The sequence below is a fragment of the Trichocoleus sp. Lan genome, from assembly GCF_039961855.1.
GTDB lineage: Bacteria > Cyanobacteriota > Cyanobacteriia > Cyanobacteriales > FACHB-T130 > FACHB-T130.
Genome location: NZ_JAMPKA010000041.1, coordinates 26128 through 41223, shown reverse-complemented (window position 1 = coordinate 41223; position 15096 = coordinate 26128). Strand labels below are relative to the sequence as shown.

The 15096-nt window shown below is 49.3% G+C and carries 8 protein-coding genes and 1 pseudogene; 2 read left to right on the top strand and 7 right to left on the bottom strand.

Annotated features, from left to right (window positions below):
* Window positions 1–378: 378 nt before the first annotated feature.
* The 5 genes and pseudogenes from NDA03_RS25255 to NDA03_RS25235 form a co-directional block, all read right to left on the bottom strand.
* A complete protein-coding gene (locus NDA03_RS25255) occupies window positions 379–582 on the bottom strand; it encodes a flavodoxin domain-containing protein (RefSeq protein WP_348239501.1) in 204 nt (67 codons plus the stop codon).
* A 73-nt stretch (window positions 583–655) separates the two neighbouring features.
* Window positions 656–1357: a dienelactone hydrolase family protein gene (locus NDA03_RS25250; RefSeq protein ID WP_348239500.1), complete on the bottom strand. Its 702-nt coding sequence runs from the start codon at window positions 1355–1357 to the stop codon at window positions 656–658.
* A 48-nt stretch (window positions 1358–1405) separates the two neighbouring features.
* On the bottom strand, window positions 1406–2347 hold the full coding sequence (locus NDA03_RS25245) for an NAD(P)-dependent oxidoreductase (protein WP_190416110.1): 942 nt from the start codon (window positions 2345–2347) through the stop codon (window positions 1406–1408).
* Between the two features lie 214 nt (window positions 2348–2561).
* Window positions 2562–2912: pseudogene (locus NDA03_RS25240) on the bottom strand (alpha/beta fold hydrolase); the annotation flags it as partial.
* A 98-nt stretch (window positions 2913–3010) separates the two neighbouring features.
* On the bottom strand, window positions 3011–3262 hold the full coding sequence (locus NDA03_RS25235) for a DUF981 family protein (RefSeq protein WP_348239499.1): 252 nt from the start codon (window positions 3260–3262) through the stop codon (window positions 3011–3013).
* Window positions 3263–3325: 63 nt separating this feature from the next.
* Here NDA03_RS25235 and NDA03_RS25230 point away from each other — a divergent pair, with 63 nt between their 5' ends.
* A complete protein-coding gene (locus NDA03_RS25230; protein WP_348239498.1) occupies window positions 3326–4516 on the top strand; it encodes a histone deacetylase in 1191 nt (396 codons plus the stop codon).
* Between the two features lie 188 nt (window positions 4517–4704).
* On the opposite strand, the gene NDA03_RS25225 is transcribed toward NDA03_RS25230, so the two are convergent.
* A complete protein-coding gene (locus tag NDA03_RS25225) occupies window positions 4705–11304 on the bottom strand; it encodes a translocation/assembly module TamB domain-containing protein (RefSeq protein WP_348239497.1) in 6600 nt (2199 codons plus the stop codon).
* A gap of 459 nt (window positions 11305–11763) precedes the next feature.
* Window positions 11764–13503: a hypothetical protein gene (locus NDA03_RS25220; protein WP_348239496.1), complete on the bottom strand. Its 1740-nt coding sequence runs from the start codon at window positions 13501–13503 to the stop codon at window positions 11764–11766.
* Window positions 13504–14018: 515 nt separating this feature from the next.
* Between NDA03_RS25220 and NDA03_RS25215 the strand changes: the two genes are divergently transcribed.
* Window positions 14019–15029 (top strand): NAD-dependent epimerase, encoded by a 1011-nt coding sequence (locus NDA03_RS25215; protein WP_190684236.1) that lies wholly within the window; start codon window positions 14019–14021, stop codon window positions 15027–15029.
* The last annotated feature ends 67 nt before the right edge of the window (window positions 15030–15096 follow it).

Genomic DNA, 15096 nt, shown 5'->3' with positions numbered 1-15096 from the left:
CGTCGACACAGCAAAATAGTTCTTCTAGACTAAGCATGGGGTAATTCAGATGGATGAGAAGTTAGCACTTTCACCCTACCTGTTTTGCCCCTTCCTTATCCCGAACTCAGGTTACTTAGGATGATGCCAGCAGTAGAATCAGCAGAGGCTCTTAAGGAAAAATTAGCTAAGCTACTGATTGGCAGTAAACAATCTGTTGAAGTAGCACTGTCAAGCTAGTTAACTTAGCAGGGTTTGTTGATGGGACAAGGATTGTTATCTACAATCCTTGTCCCATCAACATTGTTTCTGAGGCGACATTATTTCCTGCTGAGGGCTAGTCCTGAGTTTTTTACTTGGCAAACAATTCTTTGCCTGCTAAGGCAGCAGCCACTCGTGTTACATTCGCACCATGATACTTGGCAGCTTCCAGCCTTTCTTCAGTAACCCATCACTGGCGATTACATCATCTTCAGTAACATCCTCAACAAACTTTACCGCCACTTCAGTACCTGGAACTGATGTCACACCAGATGCTACCGCTTCTGCCATCTTCTGGGTATTGCCGTAATCAGTTGCGTAAACGATTAAAACTTTTGTCATCTTTTACCTCACACTTGTTGAAGTTGATAGCTGTTTGTGCGCCAAATCTCAATCGCTTTGCGTTTAAGTCCCGCTACCCTAAATGCTGTTTTAAAAACGCCAACGTGCGATCGCGTGCTAATTCTGCGGCTTCTTGGCGATAAGCGGAACTATTCATGCGGCTAAACCCGTGACTCACTCCTTCATAGCGATATATTGTGACCAGAGGGTTGTCTTTCAGTCCTTGCTGAATGGTTGTTTGAGCGCTTGGGGACACATACTCATCATTTCCACCTATATGCAATATCAGCGGTTTCTGAATCTTTGTCGCCTCGGCTAAATTCTTGTCAATCTCAACACCGTAGTAACTGACGTTGGCATCCGCATCGGTGCGTGTTGCCATGAAATATGCCAGTTTGCCGCCCAAACAAAAGCCCACACTGCCGACCTTGCCTGTGCTGCTGGGATACTGCCGCAGAAAAGATAGACTGGCCTTGAGGTCTTCTACGCCGCTACCCACATCAAATGCTCGAAGTAGCTCAAAGGCTTTAGCCCAATGCTCCTCCTTGCCAGGATCGAGTTGCACATCGGGTTCCAGTCGCCAATACAGATCCGGCACCAGTACCAAATAGCCTGCCTTAGCATAATCATCGGCAGTCTGTCGCATATTCGGATTGACCCCAAGAATTTCTTGAATCAGCACAATCCCTGCACGAAGCTGAGTATCGGGTGCTGATAGATAGGCGTTAAAACTGCCGCCTGAAAAGGCTGGAATGGTTACATTTTGAGTTGTCATGATGCCTTCATTCTTCCTGATTACGATAGCCATCTGGATGCTAGAACGTTAACTGGCATCAGCCACGGCGCTGTCAACGATCCACTCCAACGATCGCGGCTGAAAATCCAGTTCGCGTTTTGCCTTGGCATTCGATACGCCTCGCATCTGAGTCTGGTAGTAAACAATATCCGCACCACCATCCCTTTTCAGAGCATCCTCAACTGATACCTGTGGCGGTGGTGGAGCATTCAGCGATCGAGCAAACGCAGGGAGCCATTCGCGCACCGCTAAAGGGCGATCGTTCGCAATCAGATAAACACCAGGATTCCCCTGCTCTGCGGCTGCAACTGTGGCGATCGCTGCATCCTCAATGTGTAACCAGGACCAAACGCCATTACCATTCCCGACGATCGGAAACTGTTGCTGTCGCACCTGTTGTGCTACATCGCCATCCGGGTTGAACCAAGTGCCGGGTCCGTAGAAGAAACCATAGCGTAAAGCAATTCCTTCGAGATTGGATGTTTCCAATAAACGGTGTTCAATTTCAGTTACGAGGCGAGCATCGGCGGCAACGGCGGGGGAGGCATCAAGCGATAACGGTGTTTCCTCATCTGCCAATCCAGTACCGGGAATTCCCCAGAAGGCGACCGACTGTCTCAGGTAGCGGCGCACCCCTGCTGCCTGTGCAGCCGCCAGCACGTTGGCACCCCCTTCTAACCGAATGCGCGTATTCAGAGGCGCTGCTGCACTCATGGATTCACGACTGTAAGTCCTGGGTAGGGCGGTGAGTTGTTCAATCACCACTTCCGGTTGAGCGCGGGCGATCGCCGCTTTAACTGAATCAGCGTCGAATACATCCGCGACCGCAGGCTCTATTCCCTCTGCCACTAATGACTGTGCCCTTTCCGGGGAGCGGGTTAGAGCTATAACATCGTGACCTCTGGCAAGTAATTGGTTGAGTAGCGGACGACCGATTGCTCCTGTTGCTCCGGCAACAAAAATCTTCATCTGTAAACCCTCTAAAACTTTGTTGACGTTGAGTATCTTTCTCGTTCAATCGTTTTCATTGCTTACTTCATAGCCTAAGAGAATCAACAAAAATCAAAGTAGTGTTTCTTTGTTTTCATTAGGCAGGGATGGGTTGAAGCCGTGACGCGAGAAATTGACGGATGTAGTTTGCGATCGCATCCCCATCTTCTTCCAGCGCAAAGTGCCCGGTGTCGCGCTCTGGAGCTTTAGCCGCAATCCGATAACCAATCGGAACACCATAATCCATTAAGTAAAGGCTATATTTCTTGAGAGCGATCGCAGCGATAAATTTCTCGACGATCTGTGCCAGATGATCGAACGTGTAATCAAACTCATCCACAGTCGGCATCGAACTGTTACTAAAACCCGGATAATCGGGAGCAACGAGATGGAAGCGATCGCTAAGCGCGGGCATCAGATTGCGGAACATATGAGATGAGATTGGGAAGCCGTGCAACAGCAGAATCGTTGGATTATCGCGAGAACCAGCTTCTCGATAAAAGATATCTAAACCATCGATCGAAACGGTGCGATATGTAATCATCGGATTACTCCTTGTAAGTTTACTGGAGTCGTTTTACGGCAATTACTTTGGCATGGGTTGCCACGTCGAGAAATTAGCAAGATGTGCCCAGTAGGAACTCAATCCAATAAACGCAAAATAAACGCAAAAATGAGGGCTGCCACAATTAACACAATGGCTCCAACAGTTCGTAAGAGCCGGTTTTCTTTGAAATAGAGAGTTGGTACAGCAAAAATTCCTCCTAAACCAACTAAGATAAACCCAGTTCCTGCTGGCACAGCGATTGGTATGAGTCCCAGGTTGATGAAGCGCAAGCCAATGAGCAGCGATACAAGTCCTGCAAAAAATCCATAAATGCCATTTTCGGACAATGGGTAATGGATAAAAAGTCATTAGTTGTTACCTGAGGACTCATAACTAAGAACGAATAACTAATGACCAAGATGTTGCCAATTGCCCTAATTTATACGCCTGATTTTGCTATACACGATCCTGGTCAAATTAGGGTCGAAGGAAATAATTTATATCACCGGGTAGCGGGGCAAGATTTGCTTGACCCAGTTTACACGTTAGACCAAATTCAGTTTCCTTACCCAGTCGTTAGTCCGGTTCCCCACCCGGAATCCAGCAGTCGCCTGACAGCAGCAATGGCAGCGCTAAGAGATTTTGGGTTAAGCCAGCAGATGACTCTTCTTGAGCCAGAATCGGCAACGGAAGAGGATTTACAGGCGGTACACACATCGGAATACATTGCTCAAGTCCGGGCAATCAGTGCGGCTGGCGGGTATTTGGCTGAGTCTACCTATGTAAGCCCCGGCTCTTACAAAACCGCCTTGATTTCCGCTGGGGCAGGAATTAGCGCCCTCAAGGGCATTTTGTCCGGGCAGATTCAAAGCGCTTTGTGCTTAAACCGTCCGCCTGGACACCACGCCGGACGCGAAAAAGCGGGTGGTTTCTGCTTATTTAATAATGCAGCGATCGCAGCCAAGTATTGCTTAAAAAAAGAGGGTGTAGAGCGTGTTTTAATCTTGGATTGGGACTTGCATCACGGAGATGGCACCCAAGATATCGTACAGGACGACCCGCGTATCATTTTTTGCTCCCTCCACCAGTTTGGTAAAGAGCTTTACCCGCAAACCGGCAATCTGGAGGATATTGGCGCACAAGGTAACATTATTAACCTGCCGCTACCCGCGAAGCTAGCAGATGATGAGTATTGGGCGTTGTTCCAAACTATCATTCCGGCTCTAATTGCCCAGGCTAAACCCGACATCGTGATTGTGTCGGCGGGGTTTGATGGACATTTGGATGATATCAATCATCTTTACCTGTACGATCCAGGTGCAGGCTTGTGCCTGAGTGCCCAACTTTACTACAACCTAACCCGTTTAGTCGCAGAAGCGATCGCCTCTGTGGGTGGGCATTACCTGCTGTTGTTAGAAGGTGGCTACGATGCCACGAATTTGGGCAACTGTCTAGTGAATACCTCTGCGGCGATGTTGGGTTTGCCGCTTGTCATTGAAGAAACCCTCCCCCAAAAAGAAACGGAGTCTTCTTTTAACTTGGAGGAATATATTGCAACACTCAACGCAGTACAGCTAGGTCGTTGGCAATTCTCTCGATAGTCACTTCTCACCCCTCACTTCTGACTTCTCGCGCCTCACTTCTCAGCCCTCAGCCCTCACTTTTCACTTCTCAGCCCTCAGCCCTCACTTTTCACTTCTCAGCCCTCAGCCCTCACTTTTTACTCCTTACTCCTCACTTCTCACTCCTCAGCCCTCAGTCCTCAGTCCTTACTCCTCAGTCCTTTTTTTCAGAAGCGCTTTTCATACTCCACCACTCCCCTGGTTTCCCCAGACAAATCGGTGCCACCTCGCAGCAGAATCTCATTATTGACTCGATAAGTGACACCAAACTCAGGAGGCTCATCAGCCGTCAAAATCTTCGATACAGAGGCAGAAAGCTTAGGAGTGACGGAAACCCCAACTTCTGCCGCCAAGCCCAACGTTGAAGTGCGGGACTTTTCATCCCTCACTACTGTGGGGAACAAGCGAAACTCGCTCAATCCCAACGCATCTCCCACCACATTTTGGAAAGGTGTCAACAGTGCCGAACCTGCCAAATTTGCGAGTCCTAGCGTGGTATCTCCCCGACCTAGCGTTTCCACAAAGCCACCACCCAAAAGGGCGACAATTTCGCTCTCGCTGCGAGGCGGATTACTGGTCAGCTCCAGATTATCTGCCAATTGACTTGCCGAACCTGTGGCTCTGGCTTGAATGCGAACCGTTCGCAATGCCCCCAAATTGGTAGCGGGAACATCGCTAATTTCGCTACTCACAATACCCGTGGCGGTTGTGTCAGCAATCCGGCTGCGGGTTACTTCGGAAACAGACGCGACCAGCCGAATATCCAGAACCGGGTCAAGTCCCTCACTGGGGGTAAACTCAGCCGTGTGTTCGTAGCCGCGTGCCAAGCGGAACTGAGTCGTAAACAGATTCACCTGACCCCTGGTTAGCCGAATCGTCCCCTTTGGCTGAGGTTCATCCAAAGTGCCATTGAGAGTAAAGCCACCAGTCGCCTGGAAACTCAGCAGCGGTGGGCGGGAGATTTCGACGCCTTTGTCTAAAGCCAGTTGTAGGTTATTAAATGCGGGAGTGAAGGGTTGCTCGTTAGAGGTTGGGGATGATGGGGTAGCGGTACCACCACCGGGTGAAGCCGTTCCGTTTGTGCCATCCCCTGCCGTCTCTCCTATCAGCACCCGACCATCGGCAAGTCGCACTTCACCACCAATTTGCGGATTGAGAGCCGAGCCAGTAATCTCCACGTTGCCGTTGACGCCGCCTGAGTATAACCCTTTCAAATTTACAGCGAGTTTTTCAAGGCTAACCGTGAGTTTATCCCCCGACTCTTGCCCCGTGCCTGAGATGGGGATGGCTCCGGAGGCGACCACTTCACCACCACTAAAGTCACCCCGGAAGTTTTCTACTTGGATGCGGTCAAAGTTAAATAAGACCCTACCGTTGACATCGGTAAGCGGTTCGGGCAAAGCTTGCGCTTTGATAGTGGCATCGTCAACAGTCGCAATCCCGTTAGCGACAAGCTGGTTTAATTTGCCCGTATTTGGATTCACCGTACCCTGAACGTTGAGTTGCACTTGTCCGGTACCATCCACCCAAGTGACAGCAGAACGCGAAAGCAGGTTTAACAGGGAAAGTCCCTCATTTTGAACGTTTAAATCCAGGCTGAGTTGGTTGTTATCGGGTGCAACGGAGGCAAAGGGCAACTGATAAAAGGGAATGCTGCCAGTGATTTGAGTCGTCGAGGGGATACTGGCGATTGGAGATGGGGTACGAGGAGTTGTTGCAGGTTGAGTATCGAGCCGAGTCTCCCCAGCTTCCGGGCTTGCCTGCTCTCCAGATTCGGCAGTGGCGATGGTGCTGCTGAAGGTCAGACGAGCATTGGTGTATCGGAAACTGCCCCGCGCCGCTTGGACGGCGGTTTGGTTCAGGGTGGCATCGGTGAGAGCCAGTTCGCCGATGGCTTGGGGATTGTTGATGCTGCCTGCTAGGGTTGCGGTTCCATTGAGATTCCCGGTGATATCGACTGGTAAATTGGCGAACTGTTGGAATGGGGCGACAGGGACATTTCTCAGGCGCAGCTGACCGCTTTGTTCGGTTCCGCCAAGGGTGCCAGTGAAGGCAAGCAGCGTTTCTTCAGATTCAATTCGTAAGGGCAGAAGGGTGAGGACGCCGTTTTGGAAGCTGCCTTTGACAATCACATTATCAGCGGTGTAGAGACGATTGGGCTGGTCGTCTCTGCCCCACTTCCAGTTATTGCCGCCAAAGTCAAAGTCGAGGTTAATGCCTTGTCTAGGGGAAGCTGCTACTTTGATTCCGCCGGAGAAATTGCCGGTGAGGTCTTTGAGTTCGGGAATGGGCGAAGCTTCCCGTTCCTCTTTCTGGGCGGCAAGGATGGCTTCTATTTCCGACAAGCGGCGCAGTTGAGCTTCCAGGGTCGCATTGGGTAGACCAACGGGTTGGGGTTTAACCTCAGCGGCGCTGGCATAGGTAGGAGGTTGTCCGCCTCTGGCGAGGTCTTGTAAATCAAAGATTTGCAGGAGGGGGAGGACGTTTTGGATTTTTCCTTGAGCTACTTTCAGCGAACCTTGCAGTTCTGGGCCGCTGGAGGTTTGAGTGACGCTACCGGCGAGGGCGTATAGACTTTCGCCTTGGCGGAACTCTCCCCCATCCAAGGTGGCGGTACCATCGGCATAGCGGAAACTGCCGATGGTCAGCAAATCGCCTTTAATGGTACCAAGCACGGGTTGAGCGATCGCTACATCATTCCCAGCAACATTAAAATTGGCGAGATTTAGGATAAAATCTCCTGAAAGTTTACCTTCGATGGGTTGGGATGCGATCGCTGGCGGTAGACTTGCTAAGGCATTCTGGGGAGCTAAGTCTTTCAACAATTTGAGCGGAACGTTTTGCACATCCACCACCAACAAATCGCCCTCGCGGTTGCCTTGTGCCAGCACCTCGTCACGCTTCACTAAAAAAGAGACGGGTTGATAGCTAGGCGACAACACCAGCGAAATCCGGTCTTGTTGATTGCCTGCCAGCTCAACGCTACTCGGCTGTCCGGGGACTAAATTGATTTGCCCGGTGAGAATGGGGTCGAACACCAAGTCATTGGCGGCAAAATCCTCGACGCGCAACTGTCCGGTTGCTCGGATAGCCGCCGGATTGACAGCACTCAGCGACCCAGAAGCATCAACGTTGCCACTCACCCGTCCTCGCAGCGCCGGAACCGGCACGGAATCGGGTAATGCTGCGGCAAGCTGTTCTAGATCAACATTGTTAGCAGAAATTAAACCCGCAAAGCGCCCGTCTTGGAGTTGGACATTTGAGGCGGTGAGGGTGCCATCCCCCACATTCAAACTTCCAGAAATCGTCCCGTTCAGGGTTGCCGGGGTGAAGGCAGCCAAACTGCCGGATAGGTTGAAGGAACTATTATTCAGCCGACCTTGAAATTGCGGGGGCATCTGGGGAAATACTTTTGCCAACTGAACCCCATTCGCCTCGCCAGAAGCTTGCCAGCGACCGTTGCCGAACTGTAGGTTGGCTGCACTGACGCTTCCCTCACCCAAGTTCAGATTTCCAGAAGCCGTGCCAGTAATCGTTTCGGGGCTGAAAGCGGCTAAACTCCCGGAGAGATTAAAAGAACCATTATTTAGCTGACCTTGGAATTGGGGCGATTGCGGAAACACCCTAGCAAGTTCGATATTGGACGCCTCACCAGAGGCTTGCCAGCGACCATTGCCAAACTGTACGTTGGCGGCACTGACGCTGCCTCCAGCTAAGTTCAGGCTTCCAGAAGCCGTGCCGCTAAGAGTTTCTGGCGTAAAAGCCGCCAGACTTCCCGATACATTAAAAGAACCATTATTCAGCTGACCTTGGAATTGCGGTGGCAGTTCGGGAAATAGCGTTGCTAACTGAACCTCAGACGCTTGTCCGCGAGCTTGCCAGCGACCGTCGCCAAACTCTACATTGGCGGCACTGACGGTTCCCCCACCCACATTCAGGCTTCCAGAAGCTGTTCCGGTAACGGTTTGCGGGCTAAACGCCCCCAGACTTCCCGATACATTAAAAGAACTATTATTCAACCGACCTTGGAATTGCGGCGGCAGTTCGGGAAACACCCTTGCTAGTTGTACCCCAGAGGCTTGTCCGCGAGCTTGCCAGCGACCGTTGTTAAATTGGATATTCGAGGCGGTAACGGTGCCCCCGCCAAGATTCAGACGTCCAGAAGCTTCTCCAGTAATCGTTTCGGCGCTGACATTTTCCAGACTACCGGAGACGTTAAAGGAAGCATTATTCAGCTGACCTCGGAATTGCGGCGGAATTTGGGGCAACACCTTTGCCAACTGGACGTCAGAAGCTTGCCCAGAAGCTTGCCAGCGACCGTTGCCAAACTCCACGTTGGTGGCACTGACGCGACCACCGCCAACCTGAAGATTTCCTTGGGCAGTCCCGCTAATCGTTTCCGGGGTGAAAGCCGCCAAACTTCCTGACAGGTTGAAGGAACCATTATTGAGTCGCCCTTGGACGGGTGATTGGGGCAACACCGTTGCTAATTGAATGGCAGACGCTTGTCCAGAAGCTTGCCAACGACCGTTGTTCAGCCGAACGTTTGAGGCATTGACGCTGCCCCCGCCAATATTCAGTTGAACCGATGCGGTGCCGCTAATGGTTTCGGGTTTAAAGGTAGCTAGACTTCCAGATAAGTTAAAAGAACCATTTGCGGTTTGATTTTGGAATTGCGGCGGCAGTTGCGGGGCTAGCTGCCTCAACTGGACAGCAGAAGCCTGCCCAGAAGCTTGCCAGCGCCCTGCATTCAGCGCAATTTTTGATGCCTTGACGGTGCCACCAGCAACCCGGACATTCGCTTGTGCGGTGCCGCGAATCGTTTCCGCTTGGAAAGAATTGACACTTCCCGCTAGATTAAACGCCCCATCTGCCTGGGCTGACTGCAACTGTGGCGGGAGTTCTGCCAAACGTGCTAGTTGAACATCATCGGCAACGCCTGCCACTTCCCAGCGACCCTCTGCCACCTGACCTTTGAGGTTGACGGTGCCTGCCCCGACCCTCAGAGTCGTGTTGCGAAAGTAGGTTTTGTCCTGAGTAACGATGACTTCTCCACTGCCTGGGTAGGTGGCTTGGGGTGCCTGAACTTGCACGACGGTCTGGAGGTTGCCGGTGGTGCCAAAAAGCTGTGCTTTGGCGGCTACGGTGCCGATTTGGATATTGCTCGGCTTGGCGTTGTAAATCTGGGCAACGGCATCCCCTGGAATGTCTTGACCGATGACATCGAATACCAATCCTCCTTTGTCGCCCATCTGAATGCGACCATTACCAGCCAGTCTGCCGCCAACGCTAGGCAAGGCACGGATGTTGGTAATGGTGAGGAGGGTATCGATCATCTGAAATTGACCGCTGATGCCGCGAAAGTTTACCTTATCTACGATTAGGGGCACTTTTTCGGTGGGCTGGAGGGTGGCGACGGTTCCTGAGAGGATCGGTTTTTCCAGCGCTCCTTTGAGCTGCACGTCAACGCGGACTTGTCCAGTTACGGGGAAGGGTGACTCTACTTTGAGAGTATTGAGGGCAGTCGCGATCGCAACCGATTTCACTTGGGCGGCAATGTTGTATCCACCCTTTTCTTCTTGGGTATCAATAACACCATTGGCAACCGCGGGAACCTGACCGTAAAGAGCGCTAACATTCTCCAGCGCGATCGCATATCCGTTGAATCGCACGAGTCCGTTGGCATTGTTAAACGGTTGCGGCACCTCTGCAACCTGCGCTTTCACATTTTTGAGGATAGCTGTTCCCAGAAATGTGGCTCGCTCTTCATTTTGGAATCGGACTTCCAAGTTGCCATCCAACAGCCCTGCATACAAGTCTATTGGCAGCTTCGCTAAACGATCGACATCGACTGCACTCAGGTTCTGCCCTTGAACTTGCAGGTTGGTTTGTCCGGTTGGGGCGCGGTATTCACCAGAAAGTTTGAGGCTGCTTTGGATGGGCGCAGGTGTTGGATTGGCCTGCTGTTTTTGAGGGACACTTTTTGTCGGTGCCCCTAATTCGACCTGAGATTGAGCGCTGACATCAAAGCGAATCCGCTGGTTGTTATCGAAAAAGCGAGCCGTACCGCCTACCTGACGAAAAGCGACTGGTACCCCCCTCCTCTCTGCTCTGGGAAGCAGAGATTCCAGTCGTCTGGAGAGGGTGTCTTGAGTGTTACTGCGCGGGAGATTTTGAGAGGGCAGCGTTGCATCTACATTTCCTCTTGCTTCCTGGCTGCCTTTTTTCCTCTCTACAATTTTGGGCGTTGGTACCAGCACAACGTCTGCATTTTGAACCCGAACGCTTTGGATATCCGTCTTAATCGGCCCACTCGGTTCTTCTGACTTCAGTTCCGTAGAAACCCAGCGCCCCTCTTTGTCTTGTTCAACGTAAATATCAGGGTTGACCAGGGTAATATCTAGCTCCAAAGTCCGCCTAAAGAGAAGCGCCAGCGGATCAAAAACCACGTCTACACCCTCTACCGAAGCGCGGTCGGGGTCAGTGGGCGTAACTGGTATCGAGGAGGCACCAAAGCGCAGATTGTTGATGGAAAAGCCTTCGACTTTCCCCAGTTGCACGGGTCGTTTCAGCGTTTGACTGAGATTTTCTTCAACAATTGGTGCTAACCGCTGATGGACAAAAATCCACGCCCACCAGACCCCGCCAATTGTGCCAAGCAACAGGATAATTCCCACGCCAAGGCCGGTGCGGCTTAAGAGTACCCATAGACGCCGATTGGAACGGGTAGCTGCTGTTTCATTACCCGAATTTGGGGAGTTCTTCATAGAAAACTAGCAACGGCGGTAACGAGGGTGTCTTTAGACATGATTACAGGCTTCTACCGATGAATACTATCGGCTTGTCCTATGTTAAGTGTCAACTCTGCTCCTTACGCCTGTTCCTTATATTTGGGAATTTTCCCACACTCGCGTACTCAGAATGAGACTTGCTTTGAAAGGGTCTGCCTGCGATCGCGTAGGTGACACTCTTAACCTACAATCAATGCATAATCCAAAAGACTTGAGTAGCGCTGATATGTTTCACCAATCCGTCAATTCCCTAAAACTCATCCCCTTTTAGAGTTTTGATTTCTGATTTTGGTTCGTAGAAGATTGGCTGCGATCGCGCTCATGCGAAGCGAGGCGTTAGCCTAGCACTGAAAAAGTCAGTTCGAGTCTATCGCAGTAGCCACTGATAACCCTTTATTTGTGGCGACCTTAAGCTGGAAATGATTTCACTAGTATTTAATCTAGGGTGGCTTTAATCATACATTTGGCTTGCAGTACAACCAGCTCCCCTGTCTCAAAAACCGAACAACGCTGCATCAAACCAGACATGGCTGGAATCATTCCCCGATCTAGCATTCCTAACATCTCTTTCGCTAGCGGCTGCCACTGCCTAAACCAAGGATTGTTGGTAATATATTCAGAAGTAAATGCTGCGCGATCCAGCAAGAAAAAATCCACATCATAGGTTTGAATAAAATTTTGAATTTCTGCCAAATTCTGAGTGTACTGAGTGTGAATTAAATCGGTAGCTCGTTGGCGAATTTGACGCTCGTATATTACATGATAAGGATTTGCATACTCCCACCCGACTAAAATAGCTCTCTGGGAAAAAGTAGGCAGGTTATCCACTTCTTCCGATAAAGAAGCAATCAGAATATTTTTAGGTTGTTTCTGAAAAAAATCATATAGTGCAGGTGCCTTACCAACGACATAGTTACTGTTTGGAAATTCCTCCAATAAGTACGGATAAAAGAGGATTGTAGTTCCTAGTAGAGTGGTGAATCCCAAAGCTATAAACTGACGCCGAATTAAAAATTTATCTTGCTGCTTTGCCCATTTAAAAACTGCATCTATCAGTGCGACTAATACGATTGCTGCACTCAAAATCATCACCAACTTGAAGCTATATCGCGTGTAACGAGCCGGAGCAAAAAGCTTGTAGAGCATGGCATGGGCAGCCACAAATATCCCGAAAGATGCTAGCGCAATCTGAGGCAAAATGATGATGTTGCTGGCAATTTGCTTAATTAGGGGAAACCTGTCGGGATAGCGCATTAAGATTGGCAAGAATAATCCCAGCAGAGATAGGGGATGTTCAAACACATTAGGCAAAAGACCACTATGTTGCCCAAATAGCCAAAACCACAAGGGATTAGTGTTATCAAAAAAAGGAATTCTTCCCGTTTGAGAAAATGCTGGTAACGATCTTAACTCCATCCCGGCGATCGCTGGGCCAACTTCAGAGGATTTCAAAGCATAGGGCAAGATCGCTAGCAGGCAAAATCCCAGCCCAGTAGCGCCGAACAGATAATCAAGCCGATTCTTAGATAGATGGAGTCGCTGTCCGTCCCAGCGCCACAGTCTCAAGATTAAGATTCCGGCTAAAATGAACAACAACGGGGGATAAAACAATCCAGCCAAAGCGATCGCGCCTAGACATAAAGATAAAGAGCGCCGCAGCAGATAGTACAAAAATGCTAGAAAAAATAAATAAATAAAAGATCGGGGAGTGCTAGAAACTAAATCATCCCTCATGGAAAGATTTTGATTGAGCAGCAGCGTGCTAATAAATCCTGCTATTGGTACCGGAAATATTTCCATGCAGACTGCAAAACAGTAGGCGGTTGTCAGCAGTGTCAAAAAGACTGGTAGTAATTTACTCAAGCCAAGTGGCTCAATCCCCAAAAATGCTATCAGTCGATAGAAAGCAGCATATCCAGAGGGGGTTATAGCTTGAAAATAGTCAGCAATAAAATCATTCGGAAACAAGCCTGAGTCTACAAATCGCTGCATCCAAAACACATACACCCGTGCATCATCTTGCACCACATATGAGCTACTGAAAGCCTGCTTGAGTCCTAAAAAACTATAAATGAGGGCAAAAGTTAAGCTTAAAGTGAACCAAAATATCATCTGAGATTTAGAAGTTTTAGCAGTCGAGGTTGTTAAAAATTTGTGCAGGTGAGTGATTACCATAGGTAAGGTGACAGACTTAAGTTGAATGGGCAAAATGAAACGGAATAGACAAACCTCGTAATCCGACGCTAAGCAGAATTAAACTTAAAGCTCTTCATCAGACTAGACACGGCTGGGATAGTTCCTTGTTTCAGGGAAGCAGGCGCGTCTCCTAGGCGGCAGATGCAGGTAAGGGAGTAGCCGCATAAAGCAGCATACGCTACGCGAGGAGCGTATACACGTACCTGCGCTCCTCGCGTAGCGCTTTTCGCTCTCATCAACAAAATGCTCCCAGTTAGCTGCCTAGAGCGTACACAGGACACGCTCCAGGTAGCTTGCATCAGTTTGATGGGGTTGTAAGGGCACATGAACCCTTAGTGTCACCAGGGGTTCATGTGCGGAACTATGGCATTCGGCTGAGTAATTGGGCTAGACTTTGGACTTGAACGCCTTTGGATTTGTCGCGCTCATCGCCATTATTTGTCAATGACGCTACATCAATTACCAACCTGCTAACAGCTAGTAGAAACAAAAATATGGGGAAAATTTTAGTTACTGGTGCCGCTGGTTTTGTTGGTTTTTACTTGTGTAAACTGCTGCTAGATAGAGGAGAAGAGGTCATTGGCATCGATAATCTCAATGATTATTATGATGTCAATTTAAAACAAGCTCGTCTGGAGCAACTGAAGGACAAAAATAATTTCCAATTTTACAAACTTGACTTGGCTGACCGTCAAGGAATTGCTGAGTTATTCGCGAATTCCCAGATTGAACAAGTACTACATATGGCTGCCCAAGCCGGTGTACGTTACTCGCTGCAAAATCCCCATGCTTATGTTGATAGCAATTTGGTGGGATTTACGAATATCTTAGAGGGGTGTCGGCATTCGCAAGTTAAACACTTGGTGTTTGCTTCTTCTAGTTCAGTTTATGGGGCAAATAAGAAAATGCCTTTTTCGGTGCATGACAATGTAGATCATCCGGTCAGCTTGTATGCAGCTAGTAAAAAGGCAAATGAACTGATGGCGCATACCTACAGTCATTTGTATGGTTTACCAACGACTGGCTTGCGCTTTTTTACAGTATATGGGCCGTGGGGTCGTCCAGATATGGCAATGTTTTTGTTTACCAAAGCCATTTTAGGAGGGCGTCCGATTGATGTTTTTAATTATGGTAAAATGCGGCGCGATTTTACATACATTGATGACATTGCAGAAGGAGTTTTACGAGTAGCTGATAAAATTCCACAACCAAATCCTGATCTAGCAGGAGCTGACTCCGATCCGGGAGTGAGTGCCGCACCTTATAAAATTTACAATATTGGCAATAATACGCCGGTTGAATTAGGGCGTTTTATCGAGGTTTTGGAAGATTGCCTCGGTACGAAGGCAGTGAAAAATATGCTGCCAATGCAACCGGGAGATGTTCCTGAAACTTATGCCGATATTAGCGATCTACAAAGAGATGTTGGGTTCAAGCCTAGTACACCCATTGAGGTTGGAATTCCGCGTTTTGTTGAGTGGTATCGCTCTTTTTATGGAGCTTAGCGGTTAGTTATCAGTCATTAGTTCTATCCATGATTTAAAAAAATGACTAGAAACTAATGACTAATTC

Bases quoted from the DNA above. Each gene is read 5' to 3' on its own strand.
- NDA03_RS25220 (WP_348239496.1), bottom strand. From the start codon at position 13,503: ATGGTAATCACTCACCTGCACAAATTTTTAACAACCTCGACTGCTAAA.
- NDA03_RS25245 (WP_190416110.1), bottom strand. From the start codon at position 2,347: ATGAAGATTTTTGTTGCCGGAGCAACAGGAGCAATCGGTCGTCCGCTA.
- NDA03_RS25255 (WP_348239501.1), bottom strand. From the start codon at position 582: ATGACAAAAGTTTTAATCGTTTACGCAACTGATTACGGCAATACCCAG.
- NDA03_RS25250 (WP_348239500.1), bottom strand. From the start codon at position 1,357: ATGACAACTCAAAATGTAACCATTCCAGCCTTTTCAGGCGGCAGTTTT.
- NDA03_RS25215 (WP_190684236.1), top strand. From the start codon at position 14,019: ATGGGGAAAATTTTAGTTACTGGTGCCGCTGGTTTTGTTGGTTTTTAC.
- NDA03_RS25225 (WP_348239497.1), bottom strand. From the start codon at position 11,304: ATGAAGAACTCCCCAAATTCGGGTAATGAAACAGCAGCTACCCGTTCC.
- NDA03_RS25230 (WP_348239498.1), top strand. From the start codon at position 3,326: ATGACCAAGATGTTGCCAATTGCCCTAATTTATACGCCTGATTTTGCT.